This is a genomic window from Mycobacterium sp. 2YAF39 (assembly GCF_052114565.1).
In the GTDB taxonomy this organism is placed as follows: Bacteria; Actinomycetota; Actinomycetes; order Mycobacteriales; family Mycobacteriaceae; genus Mycobacterium.
This window is the reverse complement of record NZ_JBFREZ010000001.1, coordinates 1,069,111-1,085,780: the sequence shown is the minus strand read 5'-3', so window position 1 is coordinate 1,085,780 and position 16,670 is coordinate 1,069,111. Positions and strand designations below refer to the sequence as shown.

The 16,670-nt window shown below is 62.3% G+C and carries 17 protein-coding genes; 11 read left to right on the top strand and 6 right to left on the bottom strand.

What is annotated here, in order from left to right; genetic code table 11:
• Positions 1–3 precede the first annotated feature (3 nt).
• On the bottom strand, positions 4–234 hold the full coding sequence (locus AB4Z42_RS05450) for an MbtH family protein (RefSeq protein WP_442008132.1): 231 nt from the start codon (positions 232–234) through the stop codon (positions 4–6).
• 938 nt (positions 235–1,172) lie between these two features.
• A complete protein-coding gene (locus AB4Z42_RS05445; RefSeq protein WP_442008053.1) occupies positions 1,173–1,415 on the bottom strand; it encodes a hypothetical protein in 243 nt (80 codons plus the stop codon).
• A 284-nt stretch (positions 1,416–1,699) separates the two neighbouring features.
• Between AB4Z42_RS05445 and AB4Z42_RS05440 the strand changes: the two genes are divergently transcribed.
• The 4 genes from AB4Z42_RS05440 (at position 1,700) to AB4Z42_RS05425 (ending at position 5,711) form a co-directional block, all read left to right on the top strand.
• A complete protein-coding gene (locus AB4Z42_RS05440) occupies positions 1,700–2,962 on the top strand; it encodes a glycosyltransferase (protein ID WP_442008052.1) in 1,263 nt (420 codons plus the stop codon).
• A gap of 273 nt (positions 2,963–3,235) precedes the next feature.
• Positions 3,236–4,183: an ATP-binding cassette domain-containing protein gene (locus tag AB4Z42_RS05435; RefSeq protein ID WP_442008051.1), complete on the top strand. Its 948-nt coding sequence runs from the start codon at positions 3,236–3,238 to the stop codon at positions 4,181–4,183.
• Positions 4,180–4,923, top strand: coding sequence for an ABC transporter permease (locus tag AB4Z42_RS05430; protein ID WP_442008050.1), 744 nt, complete (start codon positions 4,180–4,182; stop codon positions 4,921–4,923). The genes AB4Z42_RS05435 and AB4Z42_RS05430 overlap by 4 nt, the downstream gene beginning before the upstream one ends.
• On the top strand, positions 4,923–5,711 hold the full coding sequence (locus AB4Z42_RS05425; protein WP_442008049.1) for an ABC transporter permease: 789 nt from the start codon (positions 4,923–4,925) through the stop codon (positions 5,709–5,711). The genes AB4Z42_RS05430 and AB4Z42_RS05425 overlap by 1 nt, the downstream gene beginning before the upstream one ends.
• A 60-nt stretch (positions 5,712–5,771) precedes the next feature.
• Here the strand turns inward: AB4Z42_RS05425 and AB4Z42_RS05420 are convergent, their stop codons facing one another.
• The 4 genes from AB4Z42_RS05420 to gmd all read right to left on the bottom strand — a co-directional run bounded on the left by AB4Z42_RS05420 (position 5,772) and on the right by gmd (position 9,484).
• A complete protein-coding gene (locus AB4Z42_RS05420) occupies positions 5,772–6,596 on the bottom strand; it encodes a glycosyltransferase family 2 protein (protein WP_442008048.1) in 825 nt (274 codons plus the stop codon).
• Between the two features lie 89 nt (positions 6,597–6,685).
• On the bottom strand, positions 6,686–7,417 hold the full coding sequence (locus AB4Z42_RS05415; protein ID WP_442008047.1) for an FkbM family methyltransferase: 732 nt from the start codon (positions 7,415–7,417) through the stop codon (positions 6,686–6,688).
• A 74-nt stretch (positions 7,418–7,491) separates the two neighbouring features.
• Positions 7,492–8,454: a GDP-L-fucose synthase family protein gene (locus tag AB4Z42_RS05410; RefSeq protein WP_442008046.1), complete on the bottom strand. Its 963-nt coding sequence runs from the start codon at positions 8,452–8,454 to the stop codon at positions 7,492–7,494.
• Between the two features lie 7 nt (positions 8,455–8,461).
• Complete coding sequence (gene gmd / locus AB4Z42_RS05405; RefSeq protein WP_442008045.1) at positions 8,462–9,484, bottom strand: GDP-mannose 4,6-dehydratase; 1,023 nt, start codon at positions 9,482–9,484, stop codon at positions 8,462–8,464.
• A 292-nt stretch (positions 9,485–9,776) separates the two neighbouring features.
• On the opposite strand from gmd, the gene AB4Z42_RS05400 reads away from it, so the two are divergent.
• The 7 genes from AB4Z42_RS05400 to AB4Z42_RS05370 all read left to right on the top strand — a co-directional run bounded on the left by AB4Z42_RS05400 (position 9,777) and on the right by AB4Z42_RS05370 (position 16,668).
• Complete coding sequence (locus AB4Z42_RS05400) at positions 9,777–11,300, top strand: glycosyltransferase family 87 protein (RefSeq protein ID WP_442008044.1); 1,524 nt, start codon at positions 9,777–9,779, stop codon at positions 11,298–11,300.
• A gap of 6 nt (positions 11,301–11,306) precedes the next feature.
• On the top strand, positions 11,307–12,155 hold the full coding sequence (locus AB4Z42_RS05395; RefSeq protein ID WP_442008043.1) for a methionyl-tRNA formyltransferase: 849 nt from the start codon (positions 11,307–11,309) through the stop codon (positions 12,153–12,155).
• Positions 12,152–12,886 (top strand): WbqC family protein, encoded by a 735-nt coding sequence (locus AB4Z42_RS05390; RefSeq protein WP_442008042.1) that lies wholly within the window; start codon positions 12,152–12,154, stop codon positions 12,884–12,886. Before AB4Z42_RS05395 ends, AB4Z42_RS05390 begins: the two co-directional genes overlap by 4 nt.
• Before the next feature lie 67 nt (positions 12,887–12,953).
• The gene (locus tag AB4Z42_RS05385) at positions 12,954–13,895 is read left to right on the top strand and encodes a glycosyltransferase family 2 protein (RefSeq protein WP_442008041.1); all 942 of its coding nucleotides are present in this window, start codon (positions 12,954–12,956) and stop codon (positions 13,893–13,895) included.
• A 147-nt stretch (positions 13,896–14,042) separates the two neighbouring features.
• Positions 14,043–15,194: a dTDP-4-amino-4,6-dideoxygalactose transaminase gene (gene rffA / locus AB4Z42_RS05380; protein WP_442008040.1), complete on the top strand. Its 1,152-nt coding sequence runs from the start codon at positions 14,043–14,045 to the stop codon at positions 15,192–15,194.
• An 11-nt stretch (positions 15,195–15,205) separates the two neighbouring features.
• Positions 15,206–16,039, top strand: coding sequence for a methyltransferase domain-containing protein (locus AB4Z42_RS05375; protein WP_442008039.1), 834 nt, complete (start codon positions 15,206–15,208; stop codon positions 16,037–16,039).
• Positions 16,040–16,119: 80 nt separating this feature from the next.
• A complete protein-coding gene (locus AB4Z42_RS05370) occupies positions 16,120–16,668 on the top strand; it encodes a class I SAM-dependent methyltransferase (protein WP_442008038.1) in 549 nt (182 codons plus the stop codon).
• Positions 16,669–16,670: the final 2 nt, after the last annotated feature.

Here is a 16,670-nt window from a genome sequence, read left to right as displayed (position 1 = left end):
CGGCTAGCCGTCAAGAGTCCCGCCCTGCGCCAACCTCTCGCGCAGGCTCTTCGGCCTTATGTCTGGCCAATGCTCCTCTACATACTCGAGGCACGCAGCGCGGTCGGCTTCGCCGTAGACCACCTGCCATCCTTCTGGCACGTCGGCAAAGCTCGGCCACAGGCTGTGTTGCTCCTCGTCATTGACCAAAACGAAGAAGCTGCCGTTGTCGTCGTCGAACGGATTCGTGCTCACGTCCCTCCAGGTTTTCGTCATGCGCCGCAAACTGTAAGTGAGCCTATCGCAAACCTACCGTTGGCCGCAGGGGTAGGCCAAACATTCTCACAAGGTTCCCAAGGTTGCCTATGCCAGCAAACAGTATCGAGCCAATCTTAAGAATTAACTCCGGCGTCAATAGACGCGGCTGTTCGCGCAGGTCACGCTTAGATCGTCAATCTATCTCTTTGTTGCGGAGATTGCGAGCTTGTGAGTCTTCTGTGGGCTCGCTAAGCCCAGCGGCGAATCCCGACGTGAAATCTGCCACAGAATACCGATTCTTCAGCAAACGAGCAGGCAAAAGCTTGGGGCGTAGCGCTGAAGTCGCTAAACCGGGGTGCCGAACGTCCTGGATTTTCCTCACGGCCGGGATGCAGCGGCGAGATGCGCAGCAACCGCGTACCGCGGCGACATGGGGTCGTCCATCATCGCCAATCGACCACAAAGTCTACAACACATGCCCTGGCAACAATCGTGCGAGCACCGTGCGTAAACGGCGTCCCCCATCGTGCATACGCAGGGGTGAGGCGCGCGGACGGCAAGATTTGTCGGCATCAAAATTCGCTAAATTCAAGACCGTGTTCCTTCTCACAACAGGGGCCGGGTACTCACTCACGCGAAGCGTCGCAGGGACACAACTTTCTGATGGCTTCGACCGTCGATTGCTAGCGCTTCATCTTCTTGTCGCGAAATTTGCATTCCGGACCGGCCGCCTCGAGCAATGCGATCGCTGTTCAGTCCTCCTTGTCCGCAGACCCGGTGGATGTGGCAAACAAAGGTACTTTCCGGGGCATCTGTTCCACAGGGTGACACGAATTTTTCACGCCCAAATACAGGAGGACTTGATTCGGTACCAGAACGTTGCCGAAAAGTAGCTCGATCAAATGGGAAATGGCTGGTCGGTAGACGAAAGGTTGCTATTCGCCCTGTTCCGAGCGCACATGTGTGCCCTCGATCGGAGACGAGCCGACCGGCAGAATGGCCACGAACACTGGGAGGGTCAGCTTCGCGCCGCCGGGGACCGGGACGCGGACCGTGAACGAGATGATCTCCAACTCGAGGCGCTTGCCTCGCCGGGTCTCCATCTCCATGCGACCCGGAATCCATCTGGGCGTCGACAGCCATGCAAGGCCGCGCTCGATCGACTCCACCAGACTCATGGACCCGACTATACCTGGCGGAACGGGTGGGCAAACACCGAAAGTCCCTGCACAGGGACATGTCATCGCCAGTCCCATTGCAATACAACGTACTTCGCAGAGTCTGCGGGACTTTGGCGCCTCATCCGCCGCGGGAGCAAATGTCTTACGCACGCAGTCGTATCGTTGCCCGCTGCGGGGCCTGGGCCACCTAGGTCAGCCGGTTCTACGCGACCAGAGATAATGACGCACACATCCATGACGATTCCCACCGTCACCACCAGCGAAAGGCTCGGACCCCCGCGATGAAATTCGTCCTGGCGTGCTGGGGAAGTCGCGGTGATGTCGAGCCTTCGCTCGCGGTCGGTGGCGAGCTGCTGCGCCGGGGCCACGAGGTGCACATGCCCGTGCCGCCCGATCTGACGGGTTTCGTCGAGGCGGCGGGGGTGGCCGCGGTGCCGTACGGCCCAGAGGTCGGCGCAATCCTCGACCAGGACTTCGTGCGCAATCTCTGGTCGAAGTTCTTCCGAAACCCGGTCGGACTGCTGCGCGAGATGTGGGCGGTGATCATCGACAACTGGGATGACGCCAGCACAACGCTGATGACGCTGGCAGACGGGGCCGATCTGCTGTCGACCACGCTCAATTTCGAGCAGGCCGCCGCCAATGTCGCCGAGTATTACGACATTCCGTTGATCGCGATGCACCACTTCCCGGTGCGGCCCAACGGCCAACTGATTCCGATGGTGCCATCGCCGCTGATCCGCTCGGTGAGCACGATCTCGGAGTGGCTGTTTTGGCGCGCGACGCGCACCGTCGAGGACGCCCAGCGCCGCGCGCTGGGCCTGCCCAAGGCCACCCACCGCTCACCACGGCGCATCGCCGAACACCGCTGGCTGGAAATTCAGCTGTACGACGCGGTGTGCGTGCCCGGCCTGGAAGCCGAATGGGCCAAGTGGGACGGCCGACGACCCTTCGTCGGCGCGCCGACCATGCAATTGAGCACCGCGGCCGATGATGAGGTCACGGCATGGATCGGCGCGGGAACGCCGCCGATCTGCTTCGCCACCGGCAGCATCCCCGTCGAATCGCCCGCCGACACGATGGCGATGATCAGCGACGCCTGCGCACAACTCGGCGAGCGAGGACTGGTCTGCGCCGGCGGAACCGATTACAGCGATGTGCCCCACCCCGATCACATCAAAGTGGTCGGCGCGGTCAACTACGCCGAGGTGTTTCCCACGTGCCGCGCCATCGTGCATCACGGTGGCGCAGGCACCACCGCGGCAAGCCTGCGCGCCGGGGTCCCCACGCTGATCCAGTGGAGCTCAGCCGATCAGCCGTATTGGGGCAACCAACTCAAACGACTGCACGTCGGCACCGCTCGGCGCCTGTCTGCCAACACCCCCGAATCGCTGGTGGCCGATCTGCGCAAGATCCTGGACCCCCAGTACGCCGTCCGCGCCGGTCGGCTCGCCAGCCAATTGACCACGCCCGCAAACAGCATCGCCCGCGCCGCGGATCTCTTCGAACACGCCGCGAGGACCACGCAGCCAAGCAAACGATGAATCCCGTCGCCAGAATGTGAAATTATTGCGGCGCATCGGCTTTCACTCGCCGTCTTCCTTCGATTTCGTCAAGGAATCGCCGGCGGGCAACTACCCTTGCAGCACAAAGCTTTACGCGATTTTATTGATTGCGGAATGGCGGGTATGACCCCGCGACCTGATCTTGATTGGCCGGCGGGAACGGAGATCACGTATTAGCTACCGAAAGACAAAATCTTTGCTCGACTACCCCGGACGGCAATCCGACGGTGCCCGCCATGAAATACTCCCCCAGTGAGCAATCTGGCGATCGACGTGGTCGACCTCACGAAGACGTTCGGGCGGGACACGCACGCATTGTCTGGGGTGAGCTTCTCGGTTCCGGCCGGGACGGTATGCGGAGTGCTCGGCCATAACGGCGCAGGCAAGACCACCACCATCAATATCTTGTCCACCCTCCTACGGCCCACTTCGGGCAGCGCCACCGTCGGTGGTTACGACATCGCACGCCAATCCGCCCGAGTTCGCGCCAGCATCTCGACGACCGGACAGTCCACTGCGCTTGACCCTTTCCTCACCGCACGAGAGAACCTTGTGCTGTTCGGAAGGCTGCGGGGACTGAATCGCCGCCAGGCAAAGGACCGCGCCGACGAGTTGATACACAGGTTCGACCTCGTCGAGGCTGCCGACCGGGGGATATCCACATACTCCGGAGGGATGCAGCGGCGGGTCGATATTGCCGCCGCACTGATGGTGCTGCCGAGAATTCTCTTCCTCGACGAGCCCACCGCGGGTCTGGACCCGCGTAGCCGTCGCGACGTGTGGGCGCTGGTGAGCTCGTTGACCGCGCAGGGTGTCACCGTGCTGCTGACGACGCAATACCTCGACGAGGCAGATGTGCTGAGCGACTCGATCGTGGTCATCGACCACGGAAGGGTGATCGCCAGCGGCACCGCCGAAGACCTCAAGCGCAGGGTGGACACGAGCTACTGCCAGGTGAGCCCGGCCAATCCGGCGGAGCTGTCTCGAGTCGCAGCGGCGCTGGCAGGCCTCCGCGGTGTGGACATCGACGTCGACACCAACTCGGTGTCGGTGTTCGCCCCCGACGGCGTGGCTACGTTGGCCACTGTCCTTCGCAGGGTGGACGCGCTCGGGATCGAACTCACCGATATCTCGTTGCGCAAACCATCGTTGGACGAGGCGTTCCTGCACCTCACCGACCGTACTGTCGCCCGACAGTGAGCGCTCTGGCCGCTCTGACCGAACGGTCGCTCATATCCGCCAGGCGCGATGGCGAACTGATCTTCGAAATCGTTTCTCCGATCGCGTATCTCGCGGGTTTCAGCGTGGCGCTGCAGGGCCTGATCGACACCGGCGAGGTGAGCTATTCGCAGTATCTCGTGCCCGCCGTGGTCGTGCAGTCGATGATCTATGTCGGGCTCGTCACCGCGGAACGCGCATTGCGTGACCGGGTGAGCGGATTCGGCAAGCGACTGCAGACGCTGCCGATCTCTGCGGCAGCCCCCGTGAGCGCCCGTATGGCCGCAACTCTTTTCCGGGCGGTGGGTGTCCTCACGGTGGCGATTCTCGGCGGGTTCGCCTTTGGATTTCGGATGACTGGCGGACCCCTTTTCGTCGTCGGCTTCGTGCTCTTAGCGCTGCTACTTTGCATGGCCGTAGCCCTGGGTGCCGACGCTCTCGGATCGAGCTCACGCAGCATCCACGGCGTTAGCTACCTTCTGTTTGTCGGTTCGCTGCTGCTGTTCATGCTGTCCACCGGAATCGCCCCCGTGAGCACCTTCCCCGATTGGTTACAGCCCTGGGTACGCAACCAGCCGGTGTCGCAAGTCGCCGAAACGCTGCGCGGACTGGGGAACGGTCACATAGACGTCGGCAATGTCACGTTGAGCCTGGCGTGGTGTGTGGGCATGGTGGTGGTTTTCGGAGCAATCACGGTGAAGCTGCAGAGGCGGGAACCGTAATGTCGCGCCATCGAATCCACGGGTCGCTGTCCACGGAGACCGTGTTACAAGCCGGCCGAATACTCACGCGGTGGCGACGTGACCGAGCCGTGCTTGTGGGTTCGCTGGCATTCCCGATCGGCCTTCTGATTCTTTACGACGTGGTGCTGGGCGAAAACGTACACAGGATCACAGGTAATGCCAGTGTTTACGGCCTGGTCCCGGTCTGCGCTGTGCTGTCAGCACTTTTCGGTTCCCTGGGCAACGCGATGAGCGTCACGATGGATCGCGAGTCGGGGATGCTCAGCCGAATGTGGGTGTTGCCGATTCACCGCGCAAGCGCGCTCACGGGACGGCTGACGGCCGAAGCCGCGCGCGCACTTATCGGGACTGTGCTGATCACCACCCTCGGGGTGATCATGGGACTGCGTTTTCAGAATGGCTGGGGCTGCGCACTCGTGTTTTTGCTGATTCCGTCGATAGTAGCGACCGCGTTCACGGCGCTGATCATGGCGTTCGCCGTGCGCACGAACGCCCGCACCATCATGATCCTGCTGGTGAATGTGACTGTCGCGCTGGCATTCGTCAATCCAGGATTCACTCCCATCGGGAATTTTCCGGAGTGGGTACAACCCTTCGTCCGTCTGCAGCCGATGGCGCCTCCGATCGAGGCGATGCGATCACTCGCCCTCGGCGGCCCGCTGCTGTTTCCCCTCGGCATGACGCTCGCCTGGGCGTTCGTGTTGGTCGCTGTGTTCGTCCCCTTGGCTGTACGCGGCTACCGGTCCGCCGCCGAAGCCGGCGCCTAAGCGCCATTGCCGAAGGTGGAATGACATGGTGCCCAACAGGTGTCGTGCAGGGTTCTGAACTTACTTACCCGGAATCGACGTCGACCCAGCTTCGGGGGCCTCGCCGCCGGCCAGCACCTTGCGCCTGATGAACACCTGACGGACGATCAACCGCCGGAGTTCCTTTTTCTTCAGATGCCCGAGCATTCTGCTGCTCGTCTCTCTGGCTCCGTGCCAGAAGTACATCGGTAGCCGCTTCCTGAATTCGGTGTCCGTGCCGGTCTTTCCGCTGAGTCCGGTCAGGTCGTTGTAGTTCGCGACAACCATGTCCATGTACCGGGTCACGAGTGCCGGATTGGAGAAGCAGCGGATATTGAAGTCCCAGTCGGCCCAGACGCGGTAGCGCAGATTGTAGGGGCCGATACCGGCGAAAAGTCCACGGCGGTAAAAGATCGCCTGATGGCAGATGTTCGTTTCGAACAGCAGACGATCAAGATCGAACTCGCCGGCATGGCGGGTGTTGGTTGAGCGGCGCATCACGTCGCCGTAGACGATGTCGCTGTGCTCGTGATCGCCGATGAACGCGGCCACCTGGGCGAGGGTGTCCGCTTCGCGCAGTGTGTCATCGGCTCCCAGGAACAGCACCCAGTCCCCCGTTGCCAGACCGACGCCACGGTTCATGGCGTCGTAGGGCCCGTCGTCAGGACCGCTGTGAATGACGAGACGATCACCGAGACTGGCAGCGAAGCTCTCCGCGACGTCGCGGGTTCCATCTGTCGAGTCTCCGTCGACCAGAACAAGTTCGAAGTCCGTGCAGGTTTGTCCGATGAGGCCATCGATGCAGGCACTCAAGGTCGCCGCCGCGTTGAACGTGGGGACGATGATCGAGAACATTGGCGTGGTCATGGCGAAAGTCACGTTAGCAGCGGTCGACCCGACGTACCGCTGTCATCGACCAATCTTCGAGCCGGGCGGTTATTCACCCGCAAACCGGGTCAATCGCCGTCACGGAGAAAAATGCCGTCGGCCTGCAACATCTGTCCATTGCGGGGATCCGTGAAACACGGCAGCATTCCCGTGAGCTTGAAGCCTTGGGAATACATGAGATCGACAGCTTCGGGAATGAGCATGGCGCCTTCGTACAGAGGCACGAACGACAGTTCGAGTTGCACGCCGGCGCACTTGTCTTTCACCGTGGATTCGCCACCGGCCAGCACCTGCTTCTCAAAGCCTTGAACATCGATTTTGAGGAAGGACACGTCGGCCGGTCCAATGATTTCGTGGGCGACCGTATCGAGTCTGCGAATCGGCACCACTTCGGTGGCGACGTAGTTTGCAGGCGGATAGGCATCCTGATGACGCTGCAGCATCGGAAGCACCGAGCTGCTCTCCCCGGAGTTGCCTGCGACGTTTATCGAGATGGTTCCGTCGGAATCTCCCAGCGCACCCTGCCGACATTCCCAGAGCGGATCGTTCGCTGCCCGGCCCTTCAGGGCAGAAAAGGGTTCCGACAGTGGCTCGAATGAGACGATGCGACCCTTGAATCCAGCCTTCCGGAGGCCGGCGCTGTACTGCCCTGAGTTGGCTCCGATATCGAGAACGACGTCGACATTGCGCGACTTCAGGTGCTGCACGAATTTGCGCTTGAAATCGCGCTCAGAATAGGAGCGCGACCCCTCCAACGCGGCGGCACGCGCCAGCAAACGGGCACGATCCAGCAAATGCATCGAGCAACACTAACACGCGAATACGTAAGGGGCACAGGGTCCTGCGCGCATCCGAGCCCGCTTCGCGCGGACATTCACATCCGCGCCGCGCTGACGTTTTCGCGGTACCACGCCACCGTTGATTCGATGCCGTCCCGCAGCGCGATCCGGGGCTGCCATCCCGTATCCCCAAGGAGCGTAACGTCCAGCAATTTTCGTGGTGTTCCGTCGGGTTTGTCTGAATCCCAACGGGTTTCACCGTCATAGCCCACCGCTTCGGCGACCATGCCCGCGATCTCGCCGATGGTGTGGTCCACTCCAGTGCCCACGTTGACGTGACCGGCACCGTCGAAGTGCTCGAGAAGGTAGAGAGACGCACTGGCCAGGTCGTCGACATGCAGCAACTCACGCCGCGGAGTTCCAGTCCCCCAGTTCGTCACGTCCGGCGCTCCGCCCGCCTTGGCTTCTTCATACCTGCGGATGAGCGCAGGCAGCAGGTGGGAGCCCTCCCGGGAGAAGTTGTCACCCGGTCCGTAGAGGTTGGTCGGCATCGCCGAGATCCACGACAGTCCATGTTGGCGCCTGACCGCCTGGACCTGCAGAATGCCTGCGATCTTGGCGATCGCATACGCATCGTTGGTCGGCTCCAGCGGGCCGGTGAGCAGCGCGCTCTCTGGAATGGGTTGCGGAGCGAACTTCGGATAGATGCAGGACGAACCGAGGAAGAGCAGTCTCGGCACCTTGGCGGCAACCGCCGCGTCCAGCAGGTTGACCTGAATCTGGAGGTTTTCGGAGAGGAAGTCAGCGGGGTAGGTGCTGTTGGCCATGATGCCGCCGACTCGGGCGGCAGCATCGATGACGACCGCAGGCCGTGACTCGTTGATGAAGTCGAACGTCGCCGCGCGGTCGGTCAGATCGAGTTCATCGTGTGACCGCACAAGAAGATTCGTGAACCCCTCGGCCTGGAGCTTGCGATACAACGCAGATCCGACAAGACCGCGGTGCCCGGCGATGTATACCGATGACTCCCGGTCAAGAGTGCCGACTGACGATGTCATCGAGCGCTCACGCCTGCTCGGACAGTATCGGCTTGTCGATCCACGGCCTGCCCTCGCACTCCAGCGCAGCGATGTCCGCGTCGACCATGATCCGTGCCAATTCCGCGGTGTGTATGGAGGCCTTCCACCCCAGTGCGTCGCCGGCCTTGCCCGCATCGCCTATCAGCGCATCCACCTCGGTGGGTCGCAGATAGCGCTCGTCGAATTTCACGAATTCCTGCCAGTCGAGACCCACGTGATCGAATGCGGACTGGGCGAACTCCCGCACCGTGTAGCCGCGGCCCGTGGCGAGCACGAAGTCGTCGGGTTCAGGCGCCTGCAGCATCCGCCACATCCCTTCGACGTACTCCGGCGCGTAGCCCCAGTCACGGACGGCGTCGAGATTACCCATGAACACATCCGACTGGATGCCGGCTTTGATCCGCGCGACGGCCCGTGTGAGCTTTCGGGTCACGAATGTCTCACCGCGCCGGGGTGATTCGTGATTGAACAAGATGCCGTTCACCGCGTACAGGCCGTACGCCTCTCGGTAGTTGCGGGTCGCCCAGTACGCGTAGACCTTTGCGGCACCGTACGGAGAACGCGGGTAGAAGGGCGTCAGTTCGTTCTGGGGTGGCGGAGACGCGCCGAACATCTCCGAGGACGACGCCTGATAAAACCGGCATTGGACTCTCGACAGTCGCACGGCTTCCAACAGCCGGACCGAGCCCATACCGGTGGTGTCGCCGGTGTGAACGGGTTCGTCGAAACTGACGCGCACATGCGACTGCGCGGCCAGGTTGTAGACCTCATCGGGTTCGATGGTGCTGAGCAGCGTCACCAATCGCGTGCCGTCGGTGAGATCGCCGTAGTGCAGGAATAAGTGCGCACCCGCTTCGTGCGGATCCACATAGAGATGATCGATCCGAGACGTGTTGAACGTCGAAGCCCGACGGATCAAGCCGTGGACTTCGTATCCCTTGGTCAGCAGGAGCTCAGCGAGATACGAGCCGTCCTGACCGGTGATCCCAAGTATGAGTGCTCGCTTCACTGGCTTCCCAATTCTTCCGGTGCACGCTCGTCACCACAGGTCATCAGTATCGCCCCCGGTTGAACGCCCCACCGTGCTTCCCGGGCGTCGATGTCGCTTCATAGTAAATGTCGAGTGCACGCCGACGTCGAACGACGGGCCCGGCATCCTCTGATCGCGGGTGAATTTCACCTGCCCGACCTCACAACACAGCGTTGCCGCGCCAGTCGGGTGTGCGACTACCAAAACCCTAAAGATCGCTCAGCAGCCGTAGGGCTCCTGCTAGCGTTTCACGCAAAATAGGGGGATACAGATGAATCGACGGCTTGATTCCCCGCGTCATGCGCGGTTTTCGACTTTCGCCGGCCAGTCTGAACGGACCATCCTCCTAGGCGCTGTCCTGCTCCTGTCGGCGTTTTCGGTCGCACTGTCCTACATCCTCACCCAGTTCTCGGTCGACGTGCTGTCCTCACTCCTCAATGTTCCCGAGGACTGCTGGCTCGATTGGCACATGAACATCGGCAGGCACTGCTTCAGCGACTACACGACAGTGGTGAGTGCCGGGCTACAGCCCAACCCCTGGACCTACGAAATGACGCTGCCCTGGGGGGATTACGCGCCGCTGAGGATCGGAGGCCCGGGCGCCGCATTTCTGCCACACCTCTTGTTCGGCTTTCCCGCGGCGTTGCTCGGCGTCCCGCGACTGGGTCTGATCGGCTACCTGCTCGCGCTGACGGTCGCCGTCCTTTCACCGGCGATCTGGGCGGCCAGAGGCGCGCGTGGTCTGGAGCGGGTGGTCGTGTTCGTCGCGCTGGGCGCCGCGGCAATCCCGGTGTGGGCGGTGATCGATCGAGGCAACTCGGCGGGGTTCATCGCGCCGATCGCGCTGGTTTTCCTGGTGTCGCTGCGCCGCAGGCATTGGCGGCTCGCCGCGATCATGGTGATCTTGGCGGCGCTGATCAAACTGTGGTTCGTCGTACTGCTTGTGCCGTTGCTCGCGGCTCGCCAATGGCGCGCGGGCACCCTGGCCCTCGGCGGCGTCGTCATCACCAATTTCGCGGCTTATCTACTGTGGCCGCGAGACTTTCCGCAGACGATCAAGCAGTCGATAGACAACCTCTCCAACATCAGCGGCTCATTCAACGATCTCGTCAGCCTGCGAAATGTGTCCTTCGGACGAGGGTTCGTGCTGCTTCCGGACACTTTCGAGTTCTTGCGTACGGGCGGAAAGATGGACGAGGGCTTTCTCGCAGCGCCACGATCTCTGTTCGGGTATGTCGTCCTGATCGTGGTCGTCGTGTGTGTTCTGGCGCTGGGGCGGCGGATCCCGCCCGTCATGGCCGGCATCGCCATGCTCGCCACCGCCACGCTCTTCCCGCCCCTGGCCTACTACTACTACCTCGTGTTCGTTCTGCCGATCGCGGCGCTCATCGTCCGTGACCCGGAAGGACCGCCCGGCTCTGGGATATTCGACGGGCTTTCATCGGATGGCGTCCGGCGTCGCGCGGTCGGCCTCTGGGTCAGTCTGGCCACGGCGCTCAGCATCGCGCAGATCGCGATTCCAGGTCTCGTGGTGAACGCCCCGATCTTCGGGCAGCTCGGAGAGAGAGGGGTCATCGGCACCACCCCGGTCGAATTCGTCACCTCGGTGATATTCCTGCCGTTCCTGTGGCTGATCGCATGCGCGGCGATCCTCATCTCGTACGCGCGAAAGCCTGTTCAATCCCACGAAGCTGACGAAGCGCCGCCTCGCGAGGACCCCCCCGACGCCGTGGTCAGCGCCACGCCGAGCACAATCGGGCCGACGACGCAGACTTCTCCGCAAGGAGAGCCGTAGGCGCTCATGCGAATCGTCTTGTTGGGCCTGACCGGCTATACGAACGAAGTTCTGCCGGCTATCCAGGCCGATGAGCGGCTGGAGTTGTGCGCAGTCTTCACGCGACGCTACGACAACCCCTATCCCTATTACTCGATCCCACAGGTGCACGAGGTGTGCGCCGAGCTCGGAATTCCGTGCCATACGAATCTCCGCGTCAGCTCCGGGCCCGGGTACGACCTGCTGCAGAGCAGCGAGCCGGACCTGATCCTCATGACGGGTTTCGACCAGATACTCAAACAGCCCGTTCTCGACCTGCCGAGGCTGGGCGTCGTCAACATGCACCCGGCGTTGTTGCCGCGGTTGCGCGGTGCCGACCCGATCCAGGCGGCCCTACTCGAAGAGGCACGTGAGACCGGAGTGACGTATCACTACGCCGTGCCCGAGATCGACGCCGGGAACGTCCTGGTCAGGGGGACGTATCCGATAGCTCTCGAAGAAACGAATGCGTCCTTGAGGCTTGGGCTCGCACGGCTGGCGGCAGATCTTCTTCCGCAGTTGATCGATCTGTTTGCCGACGGAACCCGGCCCGCAGGCACGCCGCAAGAAGGTTTGCCCACGTCCGCCGACCGGCGATTTGCCGAACGGGTGGCGCTGGATCAGTCGCTGGATCTACCCGAACTGCATAGAATCGTGCGGGCGGTGGTCCCGTACCCGGGCGCTACCGTTTCCGTTCAGGGCGTCGACCGCATCGTCGCGGGCTCCACTCTGATCGAACGGACCGCAGTCGCCGGCGCGGATGACCTTCCAATCGATGAGGAGCGCCAGATCGTCTGGGAAAAGAAAGGCGTGCGACTGATGCTCACACTCGGTTGAGCGCCAGTTCGGGGGCCACACAGATGATGAACTGCGTCATTCTTCAACCGTCGTACATTCCATGGCGCGGCTATTTCCATCAGATCCAAAAGGCCGACGTCTTCGTGTTCTACGACGATGTGCAGTACGACCGCGGAGGCTGGCGCAACCGCAACCGTGTCAAGACCGTCAACGGGCCGGTATGGGTGACGATCCCTGTCGCCAAGAAGGGTTCGGTCGACAGCGGCGCACCGATCAACACGATTCGGATCAACTGGGACCGGCCGTGGACGAAGTCACACTGGACGACGATCCAGCAGGCCTACAAGAAGGCACCGTACTTCGACACGTACCGCGAGGTCTTCGAAGACATCTTCAGCCGTCGGCCCGAGATGCTCGCAGATTTCACGATCGACACGACGATCGAGATCGCGGGACTTCTTGGGTTGGCCGACAAGCGATTTGTTCGTTCGTCGCAGTTGAACGCGGAGGGCACCAAGACGGACCGCCTGGTCTCGATCCTGAAGGAAGTCGAAGCCACGCACTACATCAGCGGGCCGTCGGCTCGCGACTATCTCGAAGAAGAGAAGCTTGCCGATGCGGGGATTTCGCTGGAGTACATGTCGTACGAGTACGAGCCTTACGACCAGCTGTATCCGCCGTTCGAACCGCAGGTGTCGATCATCGACCTACTCATGATGACCGGACCGGAAGCTCCGCGATTCATCTGGGGGAACGAGGGATTCCAATGACGGACCCGGTGGTCGTCGCTACGTTGCCGAGCCGTGGCACACTTCAGGTTGCCATTGGGGAGGTGCTGTGCAAAGTGTAAGTGTCGTCATTCCGGTTTACCGCGCAGCGGCCACTTTGCGAGAGCTGTACGGCCAGTTGAGCATTGCGATGCAGCAGATCGCTCCGACATTCGAGGTGATCTTCGTCGAGGACGGCGGCGGCGATGAATCATGGTCCATCATCGCCGAACTGGCCGCGGCGAACGAGCGTGTCCGCGGCATCCGCATGAGCCGCAACTACGGCCAGCACAATGCGCTGCTCTGTGGCATCCGGGCCGCACGATATGACGTCATCGTCACCATGGACGACGATCTGCAGCATCCGGTGAGCGAAATTGCACCGCTCCTGGACGCGCTTGGGCCCGATGTGGACGTTGTCTACGGCGCGCCCCGCGAGGAGCCACATGGCTTCCTGCGCAATCTTGCATCGCGCATGACGAAATGGGCGTTGGCGAGTGCGATGGGCGCCGAGACGGCACGCAGCGTGAGCGCGCTGCGCGCCTTCCGCACCCGCTTGCGGGATGGTTTCTGCGACTATCGCAGCCCGAACGTCTCCATCGATGTCCTGCTCACGTGGACGACATCTCGATTCGCTGTGGTCAGGGTGCGACACGATCCGCGGTCGGCCGGCGTCAGTGGCTATTCGATCCCGCGGCTCATTCGCCACGCGATCACCCTGATGACCGGCTTCAGTACGCTGCCGCTCCAGATCTCGAGCTTCATCGGGTTCGCTTTTGTGCTGTTCGGCGCCGCCATCTTCGCTTATGTCGCGATCAGCTTCCTGATCGACGGCAGCGCCGTCCCGGGTTTCGCATTCCTCGCCTCGATCATCGCCATCTTTTCCGGGGCCCAGCTGTTCGCGCTCGGAATCCTCGGCGAGTACCTCGCACGTATGCACTTCCGCATGATGGACCGGCCGACCTACCTGGTCAGCGAAACAGTGGCATCCGATGGTGCTGACGGCTCGTGACGAACCCATGAGCCGTGTCGGCTCAGGTTCGGCTACCAGGCAGCTTCGTCGCCGGGTTCGCCGCCCGCGGTTTGTCGAAGTGCGAAAGTATTGGGTACTGCCTGCGGCTGCCGACACCGCGGGTCGGATCTCGACAAGGAACGCTTGATGACCATCCGCATACCGTTCAACAAGCCCGCCGTGGTCGGGTCTGAGTTGACGTACGTCGGCCAGGCCGTCGCGGGTGGGCATGCCAGCGGCGACGGGCCCTTCACCAAACGGGCGCAGGCGATGCTGGAAAAGACATTCGACGCGAAGCGGGTATTGCTGACCACGTCGTGCACGTCCGCCCTGGAATTGGCGGCGCTCCTCTGCAATCTGCAGCCGGGCGACGAGGTGATCGTCCCCTCTTACACATTCGTGTCGACGGCCAACGCGTTTGTGCTGCGGGGGGCCAGGCCGGTGTTCGTCGATGTCAGGCCCGACACGCTCAACATCGACGAGCGGCTGATCGAGCAGGCAATCACCCCGCGCACCCGGGCAATCTTCCCGATCCACTACGCCGGGGTCGCGTGCGAGATGGACACGATCATGGACATCGCCAACCGCCATGGCCTTCTGGTCGTGGAGGATGCGGCGCAGGGCGTGTACGCACGGTACAAAGATCGGTGGCTGGGCACGATCGGGCACCTGGGCTGCTACAGCTTTCACGAAACAAAGAATCTTTCCTGCGGCGAGGGTGGGGCCCTCGTCGTCAACGATCCGACGATGGAACTCCGCGCCGAGATTCTGCGCGAAAAGGGCACCAACCGTAGCCAGTTCGCCCGCGGCAAGGTCGACAAATACACCTGGGTCGACGTGGGCTCGTCCTACCTCCCGTCCGATATGCTCGCCGCTTTTCTGCTTGGGCAGATCGAGAACGTCGAGAAGATCACCCGGCGGCGCGGCGAGATCTACCACCAGTACGCCGCCAATCTGGCACCGCTCGTTGAGCGCGGCCTGATTCAGATTCCGGTTGTGCCGCCGCACTGCGTCACCAACTACCACATGTTCTATCTGCTGACGTCAAACATCGAAGAACGTACGGCGCTCATCGCGCATCTACGTGACGTGGGCATCCTCGCCGTCTTTCACTACGTGCCGCTCCATTCGTCGCCCTACGCACAATCACTTGCCGTGCCGCATGTACACCTGCCGATCACCGAGGACCTGAGCGATCGGTTGTTAAGGCTGCCAATGTATTTCGATCTCACCGACCCCGAAGTGGAGGAGGTAACCAGTGCCGTGCTGGACTTCTATCGGACTCGTCACGACCAGTAGGCCTACGCCACATGACATTTGACCTCGCAAGTCTGGCCCCCAGTCTCGAACGCCACGACGACGGCATCTGGTTCGCGCGCGAGCAGGTCGCGGTGTCCTATCCCGAGCACGGCAACTCTGCGTGCCTGCAGATCGAGGATCAGTCGTTCTGGTTCCGCCACCGGAACCGCTGCATTGCCAGCGTGGTTCGCCGTTTCCTCCCGGAGGGCGCGCTGCTCGACATCGGCGGCGGAAACGGGTACGTCGCGAAGGGGTTGGCAGAGGCCGGAATTGCGTGCGCCCTGCTGGAACCCGGCATCGAGGGTGCTCTGGCGGCACGGGAGCGCGGGGTCGACCCAGTGATCTGCGCCCGGCTGGAGGACATCGACAAGGCGGCAGGCAGTGTCGACGCCGCCGGTATGTTCGACGTGCTCGAACACCTCGAGGACGAGGCCGGCGCCTTGAATCAGGTGCACGCCTTGTTGCGGCCGGGCGGGCGGCTCTTCCTGACCGTGCCCGCCTACGGCTTCCTGCACTCCGCCGACGATGTCATGGCGGGACATTTCCGGCGCTATACGCTGCGAAGCCTGAGGAAGGCCGTCGTCCGTAGTGGATTCAGGCCGGAATACGCCACATATCTGTTTGCGCCGCTGCCGCCGTTCGTATTTCTGCTGAGGACAATTCCCAGCCTGCTGCGGTTGCGGCGCCCCGCGGATGCCGAGGAACAATCCGCCGACGAGCTTTCACACCAAGGCATATCGACGCGTATCGTCGATCGACTGCTCGACACCGAGGCTCGTCGGATTGAGTCCGGTCGCACCATTCCATTCGGCACTAGCTGCCTTGCTGTCTGCATGAAGGATTGAGCACATTGGCCACGGAACGTAAACGCGGACTCTATGCGGCTCTCAGTCACCCGAAGTTGTACGAGACCGTGCAGCGCGTAATGGGAGCCGACCAACGGCGGCGCCACTTCGCGGACCTCTTCGTCCGCGCGCAGCCAGGGGATCGCGTGCTGGACATCGGGTGCGGGCCTGCGCAATTGCGCGCATACCTGCCTGACGTGGAATACATCGGCTGGGAGCCGAACGCCGCCTACGTGGAAAAGGCGCGCAATACCTATGGCGACCGCGGGTCTTTCAACGTCGGCCTTTTCGGACCGGAGCAGGCGGCCACGCTCGAGCCCGTCGATATCGCCATTGTCTCCGCGGTGCTGCACCATATGAGCGACGCCCAGGCGAACGAACTGTTCGTACTGCTACACCAGGTCCTCAAGCCCGGTGGACGCGTCGTCACGCTCGACAATGTGTTCATCGAGCGACAGAACCCCATCGCGCGGTTGCTGATCGGAATGGATCGTGGTCGGCACGTGCGATCGCCGGACGGCTACCAGGCATTGGCGAGCGACGTGTTCACCGGTGTGCACGGCACGGTCGTGCCTCAGGCGTTTCCCCCGTACACCTACTTCTATATGACGGCTGAGAAGGCGACGTAAGG